A 15,335-nucleotide genomic window follows, 5' to 3' on the forward strand; every position below is an offset into this window, starting at 1 on the left:
TACAAGGTGGACGACTCGGTCAACACCCACGAGGGCTGGGGACTCGGCAGCTACTGCTACTTCAACGTCGACCCCAGCATCCGCCAGGACCACGGCTTCGAGGCCCCGGTCAAGGCCGGCGTGAAGTTCCACGACCTGCTCGTCGTCTCGCTCGGCGGCCAGGGCCAGTACAACCACGTCATCAACGACACCGGAGCCCCGACCTCCGGGACCTCGACCGTGCCGTCGAACGTGGTGTCCTACCCCTGACGGGGACGCGCAGGACATGAGGCACCCGAGGTGAAGCGGCGCGGGGCCCGGCAGACTGCCGGGCCCCGCGTCCGTCGCCTACAGCAGCCCGGACGGCGGCGGGCCGCCGAGTGTCTGCTCGGACCAGATGACCTTGCCCCGGTCGGTGTACCTGGCCCCCCAGCGCTCCGCGAACTGGGCGACGAGGAAGAGGCCCCGGCCGCCCTCGTCCGTCGTGGTGGCGTAGCGCAGGTGCGGGGAGGTGCTGCTGCAGTCCGACACCTCGCAGGTCAGGGCCCGGTCGTGGAGCAGCCGGACCGTGATGGGCTCGGAGCCGTAGCGGATGGCGTTGGTGACGAGTTCGCTCAGGATGAGCTCGGTGACGAAGCCCTCCTCGTCCAGGCCCCGGTCGGAGAGCCAGCGCATGGCCTGCCTACGGATGCCGGCGACCGCGGCGGGGTCCGGGGGCACGTCCCACTGGACGCGCCGGGACGGGTCCAGGATGCGGGTCCGGGCGACCAGCAGGGCCACGTCGTCGCCCGGGCGGCTGGGCAGCATGGCCTCCAGCACGTCGTCGCAGGTCTCCTCGGGGGTGCGGTCGCGGTCGGCCAGTGAGCGGCGCAGCAGGTCCATGCCGTCGTCGATGTCCCGGTCACGGCGCTCCACCAGCCCGTCCGTGTACAGGACGAGGCGGCTGCCCTCGGGGACGTCCAGCTCGGTCATCTCGAAGGGCATGCCGCCGATCCCGAGGGGCAGTCCGGCCGGGATCTCCGGGAAGACGACCGTGCCGTCGGGCAGCACGAGGGCGGGCCCGGGGTGGCCGGCCCTGGCGACCGTGCAGCGGCCGGACACGGCGTCGTAGATCGCGTACAGGCAGGTGGCACCGGTGATCGCGCCGCCGCCCGACTCCTCGTCCTGGTCCATCCTGACCACCAGCTCGTCCAGGTGGCCGAGGAGTTCGTCGGGGGCCAGGTCGAGCGTGGAGAAGTTGAGGACCGTCGTGCGCAGCCGGCCCATGGTGGCCGCCGCGTGCAGCCCGTGCCCGACGACGTCGCCGACGACGAGGGCGACCCGGGCGCCGGAGAGCGGGATCACGTCGAACCAGTCGCCGCCCACGCCCGCCTGCGCCGGCAGGTAGCGGTAGGCGACGTCCAGGGCGTTCTGCTCCGGCAGGCCGCGCGGGAGGAGGCTGCGCTGAAGGGTGACGGCCATCTCGTGCTCGCGGGTGTAGCGCCGGGCGTTGTCGACGCTGACCGCGGCGCGGGCCACCAGTTCCTCGGCGAAGGAGAGGTCGTCCAAATCGAAGGGGACCTCGTTGTGCGCGCGCCAGAAGTTGGCGACGCCCAGGATGACGCCGCGGGCGCGCAGCGGAACGGAGAGCAGTGAGTGGTAGCCGTGTTCCACGATGCGGTCGGCCTGTTCCGGTTCGGCCTCGCGCCACTGCCCGGAGGAGGCCAGGTCGGAGACGATCCAGGTGTGTCCGACGCCGGTGCCCAGGCCCTCGGCGGTGGTCGGCCGGTAGCCGATGACGCGGCCGGCCGGGAAGAGCGGGTGGTCCTCGGCGGGGGTGCGGAGGGCGGTGCGGCGGAGTTCCAGGGTGTCGCCGGCGGGCGGTCTCGGCTCGGCACCGCGCAGGACGGCGTCGGCCAGGTCGACCGTGACGGCGTCGGCGAATCCGGGGACGGCGACGTCCGCGAGTTCCTGGGCGGTGGTGGTGACGTCGAGGGTGGTCCCGATCAGGGCGCCCGCGCGGTAGAGGAGCGTCAGCCGTTCGCGTACGGTCTCCGCGCGGCCGGTGAGGGCCCGCAGTTCGGTGGTGTCGCGGAGGGTGGCGACCATGCCGGGCTGGCCGCCGCGCTCCTCGGTGGGGCGGAGGTTGACGGCGAGCAGCCGGTCCCCGGCGGGCCGCAGCTCGTCTGTGGCGACCTGCCCGGAGGCCAGCAGTTCCGCGGTGCCGGAGTCGAGCCCGAGGTCTGTCACCGCGCGGCCCTCGGCGTCCGGCGGGAGATCGAGCAGGCGCCGGGCCTCGTCGTTGGCGAGGAGCAGCCGGTGGTCGGCGCCGATGATGAGGACGCCCTCGCGCACCGCGTGCAGGACGGCGTCGTGGTGTTCGTACATCCGGGTCATCTCGGTCGGGCCGAGGCCGCGCGTCTGGCGGCTGAGCCGACGGCTGACCAGGGCGGCGCCGGCCACGGTGAGGGCGAGGGCGGTGACCCCGGCGCCGATGGTCAGCGGAACGCTCGGATACGCCAGCCGGTTGACGGCCTCGACCCTGATGCCGACCGCCACCAGTCCGGCCACGGAGCCGTCCCTGCGCTCGACGGGCACCGCCGAGGCGACCGCTCTGCCCCGGCTCGCCGAGAGGGTGCGGGTCACGGCCTCGCCCTTGAGCGCTTCCCTGTAGGGGGCGGGGATCTTCTTGCCGATGAGCGCGATGTCCCGGTGCGTGTACCGGATGCCGTTGGAGCCGGCCACGATGACGTACTCGACGCCGGTGCTCTGCCGGATCTCCTCGGCACGCGGCTGGAGGACGGCCGTGGGGTCCTCGCTGTCGAGCGCCGCCGCCACGCCCGGGGCGTGGGCGAAGGTCTGTGCGACGCTCAGCGACTGGGCGCGCGCCGCGCTCATGCTGTCACGGCGGCCCTGCACGACCAGGGCGACGACCGCGGCGGCGTCGAGCAGGATGACGATGCCGAGCATGAGGACGAAGAACTGTCCGGCGACGGTGCGCACGCTGAACAGGGAGATCAGGCCGCGCCCCCGGGAGGCCCGGTCGCGCGGCTGCTTCGAGGGCGCGGGCGCTCGGCCGCCCGGGCGGCCGCCGCCGTGTCGCTGCGGACGCCGGGCGGAGCGGTGAAATTTCGCCCGGAACCGACCTGTGCCACCCACATGTCCAGGTTTAACACGGATCGTCGCAGGGCGATCGGTGTGCGGGACCGGCCCGCGCCCCTGGCGGGCCGGGCCGGGCGCGATCGGGTGACGCGCGGGTGGCGGGCGCGTGCCCGGGCGCCGGCGGCGGTGTGGTCGTCCGATGATCCGGAAATGGTGCCTGTGTTCCTGACCAAGGCGGTCGAGCTGCTGCTCGGCCGGGAGAACCGCTCGCTGCATCTGAAGGCGGCGGGCTGGGCGACGGTGCTGCTCGCCGTGACGATGCTGGCCGGTTCCTGGCTGGTGGTCCTGGCGGAGCGGCACGGGCCCGACGCCACGATCACGTCCTATCCGCGGGCGCTGTGGTGGTCCGTGGAGACCGCGACGACCGTCGGTTACGGGGACCTCTTCCCGGTGACGCTGTGGGGGCGGCTCGTGGCCGCCGTCGTGATGGGCGTCGGCATCACGACGTACGGGATGGTCACGGCCGCGCTCGCGACCTGGTTCGTCGGACACGAGCAGCGGCGCCGTCACCGGCTGGCCGCCGAGGCCGGGCACGCCGCGCGCCGGATGCGGGACGAGACGGAGCAGTTGCTGCACGAGCGCTTCGACCGCATCGAGCGGCTGCTCGCGGACTCGGGGCACAGGCCGCCGGACTGAGCGGCGGGCGGTCCGGGTGTGAACGGCCCCGGGCCGGGCAGCCCTTTTTCGATCACCCGCCCCGGGGGGCCCGGGAAACCGGCAGGATGTCGGTGTACAGGGCCGTCGTCCCGTCGGCGGTGCCGAACGAGGAGAGGAGCCCCATGCGGGAGACGCGTGCAGAGCAGCCGCCGCCGGACGAGGAGACCGCTCACGGCGCGGCCGAGGAGGCGCAGGTCATCGTGGTCGGCGCGGGTCCGGCCGGTTCGTCCGCCGCCTACCACCTCGCGAGAGCGGGCGTCGATGTGCTGCTCCTGGAGAAGTCCCGCTTCCCGCGCGAGAAGGTGTGCGGCGACGGCCTGACTCCGCGCGCGGTGCACCAGTTGATCCGCATGGGCGTCGACATCCAGGCCCCGGGCTGGACCCGGTCGCGGGGGATGCGCTGGGTGGCGGGGCCCCGGCAGGTGGAGATCGACTGGCCGGCGCTGGGCGGTTTCCCGGACTTCGGGCTCACCCGCAGCCGGCACGACTTCGACGACATCCTGGCCCGGCACGCCGTCGCGGCCGGTGCCCGGCTGCGTACCGGGGTGAAGGTGAAGGAGCCGGTGACCGACCGGGCCGGGCGGATCACCGGGGTGTCGGCGGTGTCCGGGGCGGGCACGGTGGTGCACCGGGCCCCCGTCGTGATCGCCGCCGACGGTGCCTCGGCGCGGATCGCCCTGGCGATGGGTCTCGAGCGGGACGCCAGGCGGCAGATCGCGACGGCCGCCCGGCGCTACTACCGCAGCCCGGAGCGTTCCCGGGAGGACTTCCTGGAGCTGTGGGCGGACCTCCGCTTCCCGAGGAGCGACGCCTTCCTGCCCGGGTACGGCTGGATCTTCCCGATGGGGGACGGCCGGGTGAACGTCGGCCTGGGCGCGCTCCCCCACCGCCGGCACGGCAGCGCGGACCTGCGGGCGACGCTGGACCGGTGGCTCGCCCGTACGCCCGAGGAGTGGGGGCTGCGGGAGGAGAACGCCGAGGGGCCCGTGCGCAGCGCCGCCCTGCCGCTGGGCTTCAACCGCCATCCGCTGTACACCCGGGGGCTGCTGCTCGTCGGGGACTCCGGGGGCATGGTGAGCCCGTGGAACGGCGAGGGCATCGGGCAGGCGATGGAGGCGGGCGAGGTCGCCGCGGAGACGACGGCGCTCGCGCTGGCACTGCCGCCGGGGCCGAGGCGGGAGCGCGCGCTGCGCCACTACCCCACCGAGATGAACCGGCGCTGGGGCCGCTACTACCGGCTCGGCAACACGGCGGCCGATCTGGTCTTCAGCCGGTCGGGATTCCAGCCGGTGCTGAACCGGTACGTGATGGGCTCGCCGGCGCTGCTCAACACGCTGGCCCGGCTGCTCACCAACCTCACGGAGCACCCCTCGCGCGACGCGATCGACCATCTTCTGAACACGGCGGTACGCCTGGTGCCCGCGCCGGGCGCGCGGCGTCGCTGATCCCGTGGGCCCCGCACACCAGACGTGAGAACCGAAGGCGATTCATGCACAAGCAAGAGACCGAAGTGGCCGGCCGGGGAGCGGGCGCGCGTCCGGAGACCTGGCTGCGCCGCTACCACCCCAAGGGCGCCCGCGCCGAGCTGGTGTGCTTCCCGCACGCGGGCGGCGCGGCGGGGTTCTGGCGCCCGCTGGCCGACGCCGTGCGGCACGCGCTGGACCTGCGTGCCGTGCAGTACCCGGGCCGGCAGGACCGCTACCGGGAGGCGCCGCTCGACGATCTGCACCGGCTCGCCGACCTGATCGCCGAGGCCCTGGCGGCCGGCCCGGCCCCGGCGGGGCCGCGCGTCCTCCTCGGGCACAGCATGGGCGCCTCGCTCGCCCACGAGGTGGCGCTGCGGCTGTCCTCCGTCCCGGGCCAGGGGGCGGCGGCGCTGATCGTGTCCGGCCGGCGAGCGCCCTCGCGCCTGGGATCGGGCTGGCCGGAGACGGACGAGGCGCTGCTGGCCCGGGTCCGCGAGCTCGGCGGCACGGACCCGGCGGTGCTGGCCGATCCGGAACTTCTCGACGTGATCCTGCCGGCGTTGCGCGCCGACTACGCGGCCGTCGCGGGGTACGTGCCGGGCGGCGGTCTCCTGTCGTGCCCGGTCGTCGCCCTCACCGGGGACCGGGACCCGGAGGTGACGCCGGAGGACGTGGGGGCGTGGCGGGAGACGACCACGGGCCCGTTCGCGATGCGGGTTCTGCCGGGCGGCCACTTCTTCCTGAACGACCGGCTGCCGGTCGTCGCGGAGCTGGCCGTTTCCCTGTCCGCCGCCCCGGCGCGGGGGCCGCTCGGCAACTGACCCCGTCGGGAGAAGCTGGTCAGACGTCGTCCCCGGCCCACCGGGCCGCGAGGAGCAGGGCGATGTCGTCGGGCCGGTCCGCGGCCTGGCGGGCCCGGCTGATGATGTGGCCGGCGGTGTCGGCGAGCGGGGCCGCGCCCCCGCTCGCCAGGGTGGTGCGCAGCCGCTCGACCCCGACGTCGATGTCGATGCCCGCCTGCTCGACCAGGCCGTCGGTGTACAGGGCGAGCGTGGCGCCGGGGTCGAGGTGCAGTTCGGTGACGGGATAGCGGGCCTCGGCGTCGATGCCCAGGACGATGCCGCCGGGGAGCTCCATGACCTCGGCGGTGCCGTCGGGGTGGCGCAGGACGGGCTGGGGGTGCCCGGCGCGCACGGCGTGCGTCCGGCCGGTGGCCGGGTCCGTCACGATGTAGCAGCAACTGGCGAACTGGCCGGTGTCCAGGTCGATGAGCAGGCGGTTGGTGCCGCTCATGACCTCCTGGGGGTCGTGGCCGCTGAGCGCGAACGCCCGTACGGCGCTGCGGAGCTGGCCCATGGTCGCGGCGGCGGCCACGCCGTGACCCTGCACGTCCCCGATGACGAGGGCGAGGCGGCCCCGGGTCTCGATCACGTCGTACCAGTCGCCGCCGACGTCCATGCCCTGGGTGCCGGCGAGGTAGCGGCCCTGGGTGTCGATGCCGCGGACGGCGGGCAGCCGGTGCGGCAGCAGGGCGTCCTGGAGGCCGCGGGCGAGGGCGGCCTCGGTGTCGTAGCGCTGGGCCCGCTCGAGGGCCTGGGCGATGAGGCCGGCCAGGGCGGTCAGAACCGTACGCTCCTCCGGGCTGAAGCCGCGCGGCTGGTCGAAGCCGAGGATGCAGGAACCGACCAGCCGTCCGGAGGCGATGAGCGGGAGGAAGGCGCGGGCGCCGACGTCGGCGTCCATGGGGATGCCCGGATAGGCGGCGGCGAGGCGCTGCATCGACTCGAAGAAGATCGGGCGCCCGGTGGTGAGCGTTTCCACGCCGGGGATGCGGGCGTCCAGGCCGACCGCGTCGAACCGGTCGAGGAAGCCCTGCGGGAAGCCGGTCTCCCACTCCAGGTAGAGGTGGCCCTCCTTGAGCAGGTAGATCGCCAGTTGCCGGCCGCCGAAGGCGGGGAGCAGTTCCTCGGTGACCACGCGGGAGACCTGCCGGGCGGTGACGGCCTCGGTGAGCGCGATGGCGAGGGCGACCGGCCGGTAGAGGGCGGCCGACCGGTCGGCCGGTGAGCCGAGCCCCAGTCCGGGAGAGACGACCGAGTCCGGGGTGTAGGCGGGCGTGTCGGTGGGCGTGAGGACGGCGGTCAGGCCGTCGTGCCCGGGATACAGGGAGATGGAGAGCCAGGGGGGCGGGTCGCGGCGGGCGCGGAAGTGGACCGGGGCGTCGGAGATCATCGCGGCCCGGTAGTGGTCTTCGTACGCCGGGTTCGCGAACCAGGGCACCGCCTCCCAGAGCACCTGGCCGACCAGGGCGGCACGGGGCCGGCCGAGCATCTCCTCTGCGAGCGGGTTGACGTAGGTGATCCGGGCGAAGCGGTCCAGCGAGATGATGCCGCGCGGCAGCCGGTCGGCGGCCTCGGCGACGACCGGGCCGATGCCCAGGTCCACCAGGAAGCCGGTCAGGTGCCCGCCGGGCCCCTCCTCGTCCTGCCGGCGCCCGGACACCTCCAGCAGGTGGGAGCGCCCGTCCGGGCCGCGCAGCCGCATCCGGCGTACGACGGGACCGGCGGACCCCGCCGCCTGCCGGGCCAGCGCCCAGAGGCCGTGGACGTCCTCCGGGGCGAGCCGGGCGGCCAGGGCCTCGATGGTGCCGGGGAAGCGGCCGTCTCCGGTGCCGAGGATCGAGGCGAGCTCGTCGTCCGCGTCCACGGCGCCGGTGGCGAGGTTCCAGTCGAAGCGGCCGATGCGCACGGGCGGCGAGGTCCTGGCGGGCAGCTGTACGGGAAGCGGCTCGCCCTCCCACTCGGGCCGGGTGCCGGCGTCCGCGAGGCCGGCCAGTTCGGCGGCGAGGTCGCGGGCGATGCGCCGGAGCCGTTCCCGGTCGGCACCGGGCGCCGGCTCGTCGTCCGTCACACCGCACAGGACGACGAGGACGCCGACCGGTTCGCGGCGGCGCAGCACCGGCACGTACAGGGAGCGGAAGGGGAACGGGAGTCCGGCCATCAGCTGCGGGAAGCGCCGCATGGCGTCCTCCGCGTCGGCGAGATACACCGGGCTGCCGGTGCGGAACGCCTCCGCGATCGGGAACGGCCGGTTCACGTGCATCCGCCACCAGGGGCGGAACAGGGGGCCGGGGAGTCCGGCGAGGACGGCGAGCCGGAGCAGCCCGGGGGTGCGCGAAGGGAGGTAGATCCCGCCGGCCCGGCCGCCGACCGCCTCGGTGGCGTTCACGACGGACTGGGCGAGCACCAGGGACAGGTCGTCCGGCGCCCGGCCGTTCTCCGCTCCTCCGGGCGGGCCGTCGTTCGGGCCCGACGGCACCCGCCCGGCCGCGCCGTGCCAGGTCACACAGCCAGCATGCTCCCGGGCGGCCGGTGCGGCACGTCGGAGCGGCCCCGGACGTGCGGGAGCGGTGGCCACCACGATCGTGGTGGCCACCGCTCCCTCGCGGTCCGTGCGAGCGCCTACCGGCCCTCGTCGGGCGGGCGGCGGTCGCCGAGCTGGTCGTTCATCTTCTGCTGAGCCGAGTCGACCTGGCCGCCGTACTTGCCGCCGGTCTTCTTGTCGACGTAGTCGCCCCCCTTCTCGACTCCCTGGCGGGCCTGGTCCGGATGCCCCTTGATCATGTCCTTGATCTTGTCGAGCATGCCCATGACTGACCTCCTAGAGACGCTGACCGTTCCAGCATCCCCGCCCCGCCGGGCCCCCGCATTCCGGGACGGACGGTCCTGGCGCCGCGCAAGCGGAAGGGGTGGGAAGAAGCGCTTCCGCTTCTTCCCACCCCTGCTCACGGCCCCGCCCCGAGCGCGGGGCCGGTCCGGTCAGTACGCGCCGAAGACGTTGTCCATCGAGCCGTACGTGGCGGCGGCGTAGTTGCACGCGGCCGTGATGTTGGCGACCGGGTCGTAGATGTCCATCGACGTGCCGGGCACGTGGTAGGCGTCGAAGGTGGGCTGGATCACCTGGAGCAGACCCTTGGAGGGCGTGCCGTTGACGGCGTTGATGTCCCAGTTGTTGATCGCCATCGGGTTGCCCGAGGACTCCCGCATGATGTTGCGGTAGATGCCGTCGTAGCTGCCGGGGATGCCCTGCTGCGCCATGATCGCCAGGGATTCCTTGATCCAGCCGTCGAGGTCGTCGGTGTACGTGACGGCCGCCTGGGTCTCGGCGGGCTTCTCGGCGGCGACCGGGACGACGGTGCGCTCGGAGCGGTCCGCGCGGTCGGCGCTCTCGGCCCGGGGGGCGGTGTCGCCGTTCTTCTGGGCGGTCTCCGCCTTGAAGGTGCTCTTCTCGGCGGCCTTCGGGGCGGCGGCCTCGGACTTGGCGCCGATGGTGAGCTTCAGGCCCGGGTGAATGAGGTCGGGGTTGCTCCCGACGGCACCGCGGTTGTCCTTGTACAGCCGCTCCCAGCCGCCGCTGAGGGAATGCCCCTGAGCGATCTTGTAAAGCGAATCGCCGGACACCACGGAATAGGTGGTGGGCGCGGCCTTGCGCACGGCAATTTCCTTGCCGGCGACGGAAGTCGGGGCCGAAGCCTTTTCGGCGACGACGGTCTTGGCGGGGGCGGCGGAGGCCGATCCGGCCGCGATCAGGGGGAGCGCGAGAACGGCTCCGCCCGCGCTGACGGCGATGAAACCGCGGGTCAGGGACGCGGACTTGGCACGACGGTGCTTACCCGGGATGGGCATGGCGTATTTCCTCTCCGTCGCCTGCGAGGTGAGCTGTCGGGTTCGGACTGGAGATGTCCGGTCGCGCATGGCGACTTCACCCCTAGCCGCTCCGGATTCCGGACCGGCGGCAAACCTGGGTCCCCCGCTCCTGCCGTACGTGAGTGGTCGGGTTCCCGGACGGCGGCAGGATTCGGCGTTCCATCCGGATTGGTGAAGGGACCGTAAGCGAGAAACGACGAGCGGAACAAGCCCGGAATTGCTGATCACAATTGTTTTGCAAGATCCATCAAAGGAAATGCTCATGATCGCCCGCGCCGGAGGAAGTCAAATTTCTTGGCACGACTGGGAACCGGGAGATCGGATTGCGCGTCAGAAACGGCCGACGTGACGCTGCCCACTGAGACCGAAATGAAGATGTTCGTCCGTTTTAGGCGCATCTGACAGCATCAAACCTGCCCAGATCGCCCTCAATTGACCTTTTACTCATAAAGGTGCAAATAGGACACGAGCCGGCCCGCGACCGGGCGGGATCACGGGTTCCGACCCCCTCGCCCCCGTGATCACCCTATGGTTAGGCTTACCTAAGTGTCGCTGTCCCCGTTCGCACCGTCATAGGGAGACCCCTGAACCATGGCGCCGCATTCCGCCTCCTCTTCCCGTCGTCCCGTCGACCCCGCCGAAAAGGAGCTCACCGGCCGGCTGGCCCTCGTGACGGGAGCCGGACGCGGCATCGGCGAGGCGGTCGTGCGGGCCCTCGTCGCGCGCGGCTGCCGGGTCCTGGCGACCGACGCCGCCCCGGAGGGCGTCGACGCCCTCGCCCGGGAGCACGACGGGAGCGTCGTGGCCCGGCAGCTGGACGTCACGGACGCGGCGGCCGTCGAGGCCCTGGTCGCCGAGGCGGAGGAGGAGTTCGGCCCCCTCGACATCGCGGTCAACGTCGCCGGGATACTGCGCTGTTCACCCGTCATCGAGCTCACCGACGAGGACTGGCGGGCGACGTTCGCCGTCAACACCGACGGGGTGTTCCACGTCTCGCGGTCCGTCGCGCGCCGGATGGCGGACCGGGGCGCCGGCAGCATCGTCACCGTCGCGTCCAACGCCGCCGGCATCCCCCGCACGGCCATGGCGGCGTACGCCGCGTCCAAGGCCGCATCCGTCATGTTCACCAAGTGCCTCGGCCTGGAACTGGCCCCCCGGGGCGTCCGCTGCAACACCGTCTCGCCCGGCTCCACGCTCACCGACATGCAGCGCGGAATGTGGCCGGCCGATGAGGCGGGCGACGACCACGGGCCCGCCGCCCGGCGCGTCATAGCCGGAGACCTGGCGAGCTTCCGCACCGGCATCCCGCTGGGCAGGATCGCCGAACCGTCGGACATCGCCGAGGCGGTCGCCTTCCTCGTGTCCGACCGGGCCCGCCACATCACCCTGCACGACCTGTACGTCGACGGTGGCGCCACCCTGCGCGCCTGACCCGGCCGCCCGGTGCCCCCGAAAACGGCCCTCCCCCTGGAGACCTGAAACGATGACTGCCTCACCGTACGACGACGCCCCGACCTGGCCCGCGGAGTTCGCAGCCCGCTACCGCGCGGCCGGGCACTGGCGCGGCGAGACCTTCACGAGCATGCTGCGCGAACGAGCCGAGTCCCACGGCGACCGGGTCGCGCTGATCGACCCCGCACCGGAGCGCCGCGCCTGGACCTACCGGGAGCTGGACGAGCGCGCGGCCCGGCTGGCGGCCGGCTTCCGGGCGCGCGGGATAGCCAAGGGCGACCGGGTCGTCGTCCAGCTGCCCAACATCGCCGAGTTCGCCGAGGTCGTCTTCGCCCTCTTCCGGATCGGCGCGCTCCCCGTCTACGCGCTGCCCGCCCACCGCGAGACGGAGATCGGCTACTTCTGCTCCTTCGCCGAAGCCGTCGCCTACGTCATCCCGGACCGGCACGCCGGATTCGACCACCGCGCGCTGGCCACGGCCGTACGGGAGCAGGCGCCCACCCTCAGGCACGTGTTCGTCGTCGGCGACCCGGGCGAGCACACCGCCCTGTCCGACGTGCCGTGCGACGCGGCCGGGGAACCGGAGGACGGGCCCGGGCCGCACGACCTGGCCTTCCTCCAGCTCTCCGGCGGCACCACGGGGGTGCCCAAGCTCATCCCCCGTACGCACGACGACTACATCTACTCGCTGCGCGGATCCAACGAGATCTGCGGCGTCGACGCGGACACCCGCTTCCTGGTGGTCCTGCCCGCCGCGCACAACTTCCCGATGAGCTCGCCCGGCTGGCTCGGCACGCTGTACGCGGGCGGTACCGTCGTCCTGTGCCCGGGCCCCGACCCGGCCACCGCGTTCCCGGTCATCGAGCGGGAACGCGTCACCATGACGGGGATGGTGCCGCCGCTCGCCCTGGTGTGGACGGACGCGGCCGCCTCGGCGCGACAGGACCTGTCGAGCCTGGAGCTGATCCTGGTCGGTGGCGCCAAGTACAGCGAGACGGCCGCCCGGCGCCTCGAACCGGCGCTGGGCTGCCGGCTGATGCAGGTCTTCGGCATGGCGGAGGGCCTGGTCAACTACACCCGGCTCGACGACGACCACGAGACCGTGGTCACCACCCAGGGCCGGCCGATCTCCGAGGACGACGAGATCCGCATCGTGGACGACGCCGGACAGGAGGTCCCCGACGGGCAGTTCGGGCATCTGCTCACCCGGGGCCCGTACACGATCCGGGGCTACTGGCGCGCGCCCGAGCACAACAGGACCGCGTTCACCGAGGACGGGTTCTACCGGACGGGCGACATCGTGCGCCGCACCCCGAGCGGCCATCTCGTGGTGGAGGGACGGGCGAAGGACCAGATCAACCGGGGCGGCGAGAAGGTGGCGCCGGAGGAGATCGAGAACATCATCCTCGCCCACCCCTCGGTGCACGACGTGTCGGTGGTCGGTGTGGCCGACCCGTATCTCGGTGAACGCACCCTGGCGTACGTGATCCTGCGCGAGGGCGCCGAACCGCCCGGGGCGCTCGCCGTCAAGCGGCACGTACGCGCACGCGGAATCGCCGCGTACAAGGTGCCCGACCTCGTCGAATTCGTGGACGCATTCCCGCAGACGGGGATCGGCAAGGTCAGCAAGAAGGGCCTGCGCACGGACGCGGCTCCCGCCTCCACGTCAACTCCCCCCGTACAGAGCTGAGTCCGCCGCGCGCGGCACCGAAAGGTTCCCTCATGGCACTTCCCGCCATCGCCCCCTATCCCCTGCCGGGCCCCGGCGAACTCCCGGCGAACCGGGTCGCGTGGACCGTCGATCCGGCACGCGCGGTGCTGCTCGTCCACGATCTCCAGAACCACTTCCTGCGCGCGTACCGCCCCGGCGAGGAGCCGCTGACCGGCATGCTCGCGAACACCGCCCGGGTGACCGGGGCCGCCCGCCGCGCCGGAATCCCGGTGGTGCACTCGGCGCAGCGCGGCGGCCAGAGCGCCGAGGAGCGCGGTCTCCAGCTGGACTTCTGGGGACCGGGGATGGCGGACGACCCGGAGGCCCTTGCGTCGCCGGCCGAGGTGGCGCCCGCGCCGGGTGACACGGTGCTCACCAAGTGGAAGTACAGCGCGTTCGTCCGCACCGGGCTGGAATCCCTCATCCGCGACGACGGCCGCGACCAGCTGGTGATCACCGGTGTCTACGCGCACATCGGTGTGCTGATGAGCGCGGCCGACGCGTGGATGCGCGACATCCAGGCGTTCGTGGTGGCCGACGCGGTCGCGGACTTCTCGCGCGAGGACCACGACATGGCACTGCGCTGGGCGGCCGGCCGCTGCGCGGTCGTGACGACGACGGAGGCGCTGCTGAAGGACCTGTGACGGCCCGCGCCCGGCCCGGCCGGCGTCACTCGGGCTGGTTGACCACGCCCTTACAACCCGGGGTGTTGTCGGCGGTGCCGGGCTGGGCGGCCGCCTTGACCGTGTTGAAGTTCGCCACGTAGGCGTCGTGCACCGAGGCGATGTCGATCTTCAGCAGTGCTTCGTCGTTCTCCCGGAGCGCCGGGCCCGAGTAGTTGTGGCTGCCGGTCCACATGACCCGCTTGACGCTGCCGTCGTACTTGCCGTCGATGAGCAGGTACTTCGAGTGGATGATCCGGTTGCTGGTGGAGGTCTTGCCGTCGTGGTCGTCGTTGTAGCAGACCGGGGTGAAACCGGCGACCGAGTGCAACGTCTCCCAGGTGCCGGGGGTGGCGCCGTCGGCGGAGCTGTCGGCGCTGTCCGTCTCGGTGTACACGAGCTCCACCGAACAGCCGGCCTTCTTCATCGCGACCAGTTTGTCCGCGACGCCCTGACGGGTGAATTTGAACATGCCCACACGAATTTTTGTGTGCTTCGCCGTTCCGTCCGAAGCCGTGTAGTTGCACGTGACGTTGTCGAGCGTGTTCCAGATGGTGTCCGTGCTGTTGCCCGTGCCCGGGTAGTACGGGAAGAAATACACCTTGTACGGCGAGAAGGAGGCACTGGTATACGTCCAGGCGGACCAGTTCTTGCCGACCATCTGGTCGAAGTGGGAACTGTAGGCGTTGTAGGCGCCGGGGTTGTACGTCAGCACGTACGCGTCGTTCCAGAAAGCGCTGTAGGCCGAAGGCGAAAGGTTGGACGACGTCTGCACCACCACGTCGGCCGCCCCGTCCACCTGTGAGAACAGCCAGAACTTGTTGTGGTTGATGGACGTGCCGAACTCGGGACGCCCCAAACAGGACTTGCCGGGCGGACACAGGGTGACGAAGGAGCCCTCCTGGGTGCTGTCGCCCAGCGCCTGCTTCAGCACCCCGTAACTTCCGTCGGTCGGGCGGTCGCTGACGGACGATTCGTCGAGGACGATCTGTACGGACACCCCGCGCTCGGTGTGCGCGTCGGCGAGAGCCTGCGCCACCTCCTGGTCCCAGAAGTGGTAGAGCGCCACCTTGATGGAGGAACCGGCCGGGCTGCCGGCGATGTACCGGAGGAGCTGGGTGCGGATCACCTGCTGCTCGTCGACGGTGCCCAGCGGGTTGTTGAAGAGGGGCCTGGACTGCTCGGCCGCGGCGACGGCCGGAGTGCCGGTGGTGAGCAGTGCGAGGGACAGCGCCGCAACGGTGCTTCCGCCCTTGACCCATCGTGCACGCGACACGGGTTCTCCCTGGTGATGAGCGACGGCCCGCGTCCGGCGCGTACGCCGTAGGTCTCGGCATTCGCCGCGCGGTGGCAGGATCTTGTCAGAGGATCAGGCGGCTGGGAAGGCCGCTTGATAACCACTCGGTCAGCGGTTGGGCGTTCCGCTCCGGGATGGACGCATTTGTTGATCTGGACATGCCGTAAGCCCTTTCCCTAGGCTCCACGTTCGCCGCGCCCGGCATTCGGCGCGGAGCGTGCCGCGACCCTTGTTCTCATGGCTCGAAGCGCGTGGACGAAGACA

11 protein-coding genes, 1 pseudogene and 1 riboswitch are annotated in these 15,335 nt (G+C 72.3%); of the genes and pseudogenes, 7 read left to right on the forward strand and 5 right to left on the reverse strand.

From position 1 onward, the window contains the following. Positions 1–249: pseudogene (locus tag AB0L33_RS30580) on the forward strand (coagulation factor 5/8 type domain-containing protein); the annotation flags it as partial. A gap of 78 nt (positions 250–327) precedes the next feature. Here AB0L33_RS30580 and AB0L33_RS30585 read toward each other — a convergent pair. Continuing rightward, the gene (locus AB0L33_RS30585; RefSeq protein ID WP_365686677.1) at positions 328–2,928 is read right to left on the reverse strand and encodes a SpoIIE family protein phosphatase; all 2,601 of its coding nucleotides are present in this window, start codon (positions 2,926–2,928) and stop codon (positions 328–330) included. 342 nt (positions 2,929–3,270) lie between these two features. Here AB0L33_RS30585 and AB0L33_RS30590 point away from each other — a divergent pair, with 342 nt between their 5' ends. The 3 genes from AB0L33_RS30590 to AB0L33_RS30600 all read left to right on the forward strand — a co-directional run bounded on the left by AB0L33_RS30590 (position 3,271) and on the right by AB0L33_RS30600 (position 6,064). Then, positions 3,271–3,756 (forward strand): potassium channel family protein, encoded by a 486-nt coding sequence (locus AB0L33_RS30590; RefSeq protein ID WP_365686585.1) that lies wholly within the window; start codon positions 3,271–3,273, stop codon positions 3,754–3,756. A gap of 143 nt (positions 3,757–3,899) precedes the next feature. After that, positions 3,900–5,222 (forward strand): geranylgeranyl reductase family protein, encoded by a 1,323-nt coding sequence (locus AB0L33_RS30595; RefSeq protein ID WP_365686587.1) that lies wholly within the window; start codon positions 3,900–3,902, stop codon positions 5,220–5,222. Between the two features lie 44 nt (positions 5,223–5,266). Then, positions 5,267–6,064, forward strand: coding sequence for an alpha/beta fold hydrolase (locus tag AB0L33_RS30600; RefSeq protein WP_365686588.1), 798 nt, complete (start codon positions 5,267–5,269; stop codon positions 6,062–6,064). Between the two features lie 19 nt (positions 6,065–6,083). Here the strand turns inward: AB0L33_RS30600 and AB0L33_RS30605 are convergent, their stop codons facing one another. The 3 genes from AB0L33_RS30605 to AB0L33_RS30615 form a co-directional block, all read right to left on the reverse strand. Then, on the reverse strand, positions 6,084–8,588 hold the full coding sequence (locus tag AB0L33_RS30605; protein WP_365686589.1) for a SpoIIE family protein phosphatase: 2,505 nt from the start codon (positions 8,586–8,588) through the stop codon (positions 6,084–6,086). A 116-nt stretch (positions 8,589–8,704) separates the two neighbouring features. Beyond that, on the reverse strand, positions 8,705–8,893 hold the full coding sequence (locus AB0L33_RS30610; protein ID WP_365686591.1) for an antitoxin: 189 nt from the start codon (positions 8,891–8,893) through the stop codon (positions 8,705–8,707). A gap of 168 nt (positions 8,894–9,061) precedes the next feature. Then, complete coding sequence (locus AB0L33_RS30615; protein WP_365686592.1) at positions 9,062–9,928, reverse strand: transglycosylase SLT domain-containing protein; 867 nt, start codon at positions 9,926–9,928, stop codon at positions 9,062–9,064. Positions 9,929–9,931: 3 nt separating this feature from the next. After that, positions 9,932–10,116: riboswitch (cyclic di-AMP (ydaO/yuaA leader) on the reverse strand. 424 nt (positions 10,117–10,540) lie between these two features. On the opposite strand from AB0L33_RS30615, the gene AB0L33_RS30620 reads away from it, so the two are divergent. The 3 genes from AB0L33_RS30620 to AB0L33_RS30630 are packed head-to-tail and all read left to right on the forward strand — an operon-like array spanning position 10,541 to position 13,756. Beyond that, on the forward strand, positions 10,541–11,380 hold the full coding sequence (locus AB0L33_RS30620; RefSeq protein WP_365686594.1) for a 2,3-dihydro-2,3-dihydroxybenzoate dehydrogenase: 840 nt from the start codon (positions 10,541–10,543) through the stop codon (positions 11,378–11,380). Between the two features lie 52 nt (positions 11,381–11,432). Then, positions 11,433–13,091: a (2,3-dihydroxybenzoyl)adenylate synthase gene (locus tag AB0L33_RS30625; protein WP_365686595.1), complete on the forward strand. Its 1,659-nt coding sequence runs from the start codon at positions 11,433–11,435 to the stop codon at positions 13,089–13,091. Between the two features lie 32 nt (positions 13,092–13,123). After that, the gene (locus AB0L33_RS30630; protein WP_365686596.1) at positions 13,124–13,756 is read left to right on the forward strand and encodes an isochorismatase family protein; all 633 of its coding nucleotides are present in this window, start codon (positions 13,124–13,126) and stop codon (positions 13,754–13,756) included. A 25-nt stretch (positions 13,757–13,781) separates the two neighbouring features. Here the strand turns inward: AB0L33_RS30630 and AB0L33_RS30635 are convergent, their stop codons facing one another. Next, positions 13,782–15,050, reverse strand: a complete 1,269-nt coding sequence (locus tag AB0L33_RS30635; RefSeq protein ID WP_365686597.1) for a phospholipase D-like domain-containing protein — start codon at positions 15,048–15,050, stop codon at positions 13,782–13,784. Positions 15,051–15,335: the final 285 nt, after the last annotated feature.

The sequence above is a fragment of the Streptomyces sp. NPDC052299 genome, assembly GCF_040679335.1.
GTDB lineage: Bacteria > Actinomycetota > Actinomycetes > Streptomycetales > Streptomycetaceae > Streptomyces.

What these genes read in the sequence shown, in the direction of transcription:
- AB0L33_RS30615 (WP_365686592.1), bottom strand. Translation starts at nt 9,928, where the DNA reads ATGCCCATCCCGGGTAAGCACCGTCGTGCCAAGTCCGCGTCCCTGACC.
- AB0L33_RS30585 (WP_365686677.1), bottom strand. Translation starts at nt 2,928, where the DNA reads ATGCTCGGCATCGTCATCCTGCTCGACGCCGCCGCGGTCGTCGCCCTG.
- AB0L33_RS30625 (WP_365686595.1), top strand. Translation starts at nt 11,433, where the DNA reads ATGACTGCCTCACCGTACGACGACGCCCCGACCTGGCCCGCGGAGTTC.
- AB0L33_RS30590 (WP_365686585.1), top strand. Translation starts at nt 3,271, where the DNA reads ATGGTGCCTGTGTTCCTGACCAAGGCGGTCGAGCTGCTGCTCGGCCGG.
- AB0L33_RS30600 (WP_365686588.1), top strand. Translation starts at nt 5,267, where the DNA reads ATGCACAAGCAAGAGACCGAAGTGGCCGGCCGGGGAGCGGGCGCGCGT.
- AB0L33_RS30630 (WP_365686596.1), top strand. Translation starts at nt 13,124, where the DNA reads ATGGCACTTCCCGCCATCGCCCCCTATCCCCTGCCGGGCCCCGGCGAA.
- AB0L33_RS30620 (WP_365686594.1), top strand. Translation starts at nt 10,541, where the DNA reads ATGGCGCCGCATTCCGCCTCCTCTTCCCGTCGTCCCGTCGACCCCGCC.
- AB0L33_RS30610 (WP_365686591.1), bottom strand. Translation starts at nt 8,893, where the DNA reads ATGGGCATGCTCGACAAGATCAAGGACATGATCAAGGGGCATCCGGAC.
- AB0L33_RS30595 (WP_365686587.1), top strand. Translation starts at nt 3,900, where the DNA reads ATGCGGGAGACGCGTGCAGAGCAGCCGCCGCCGGACGAGGAGACCGCT.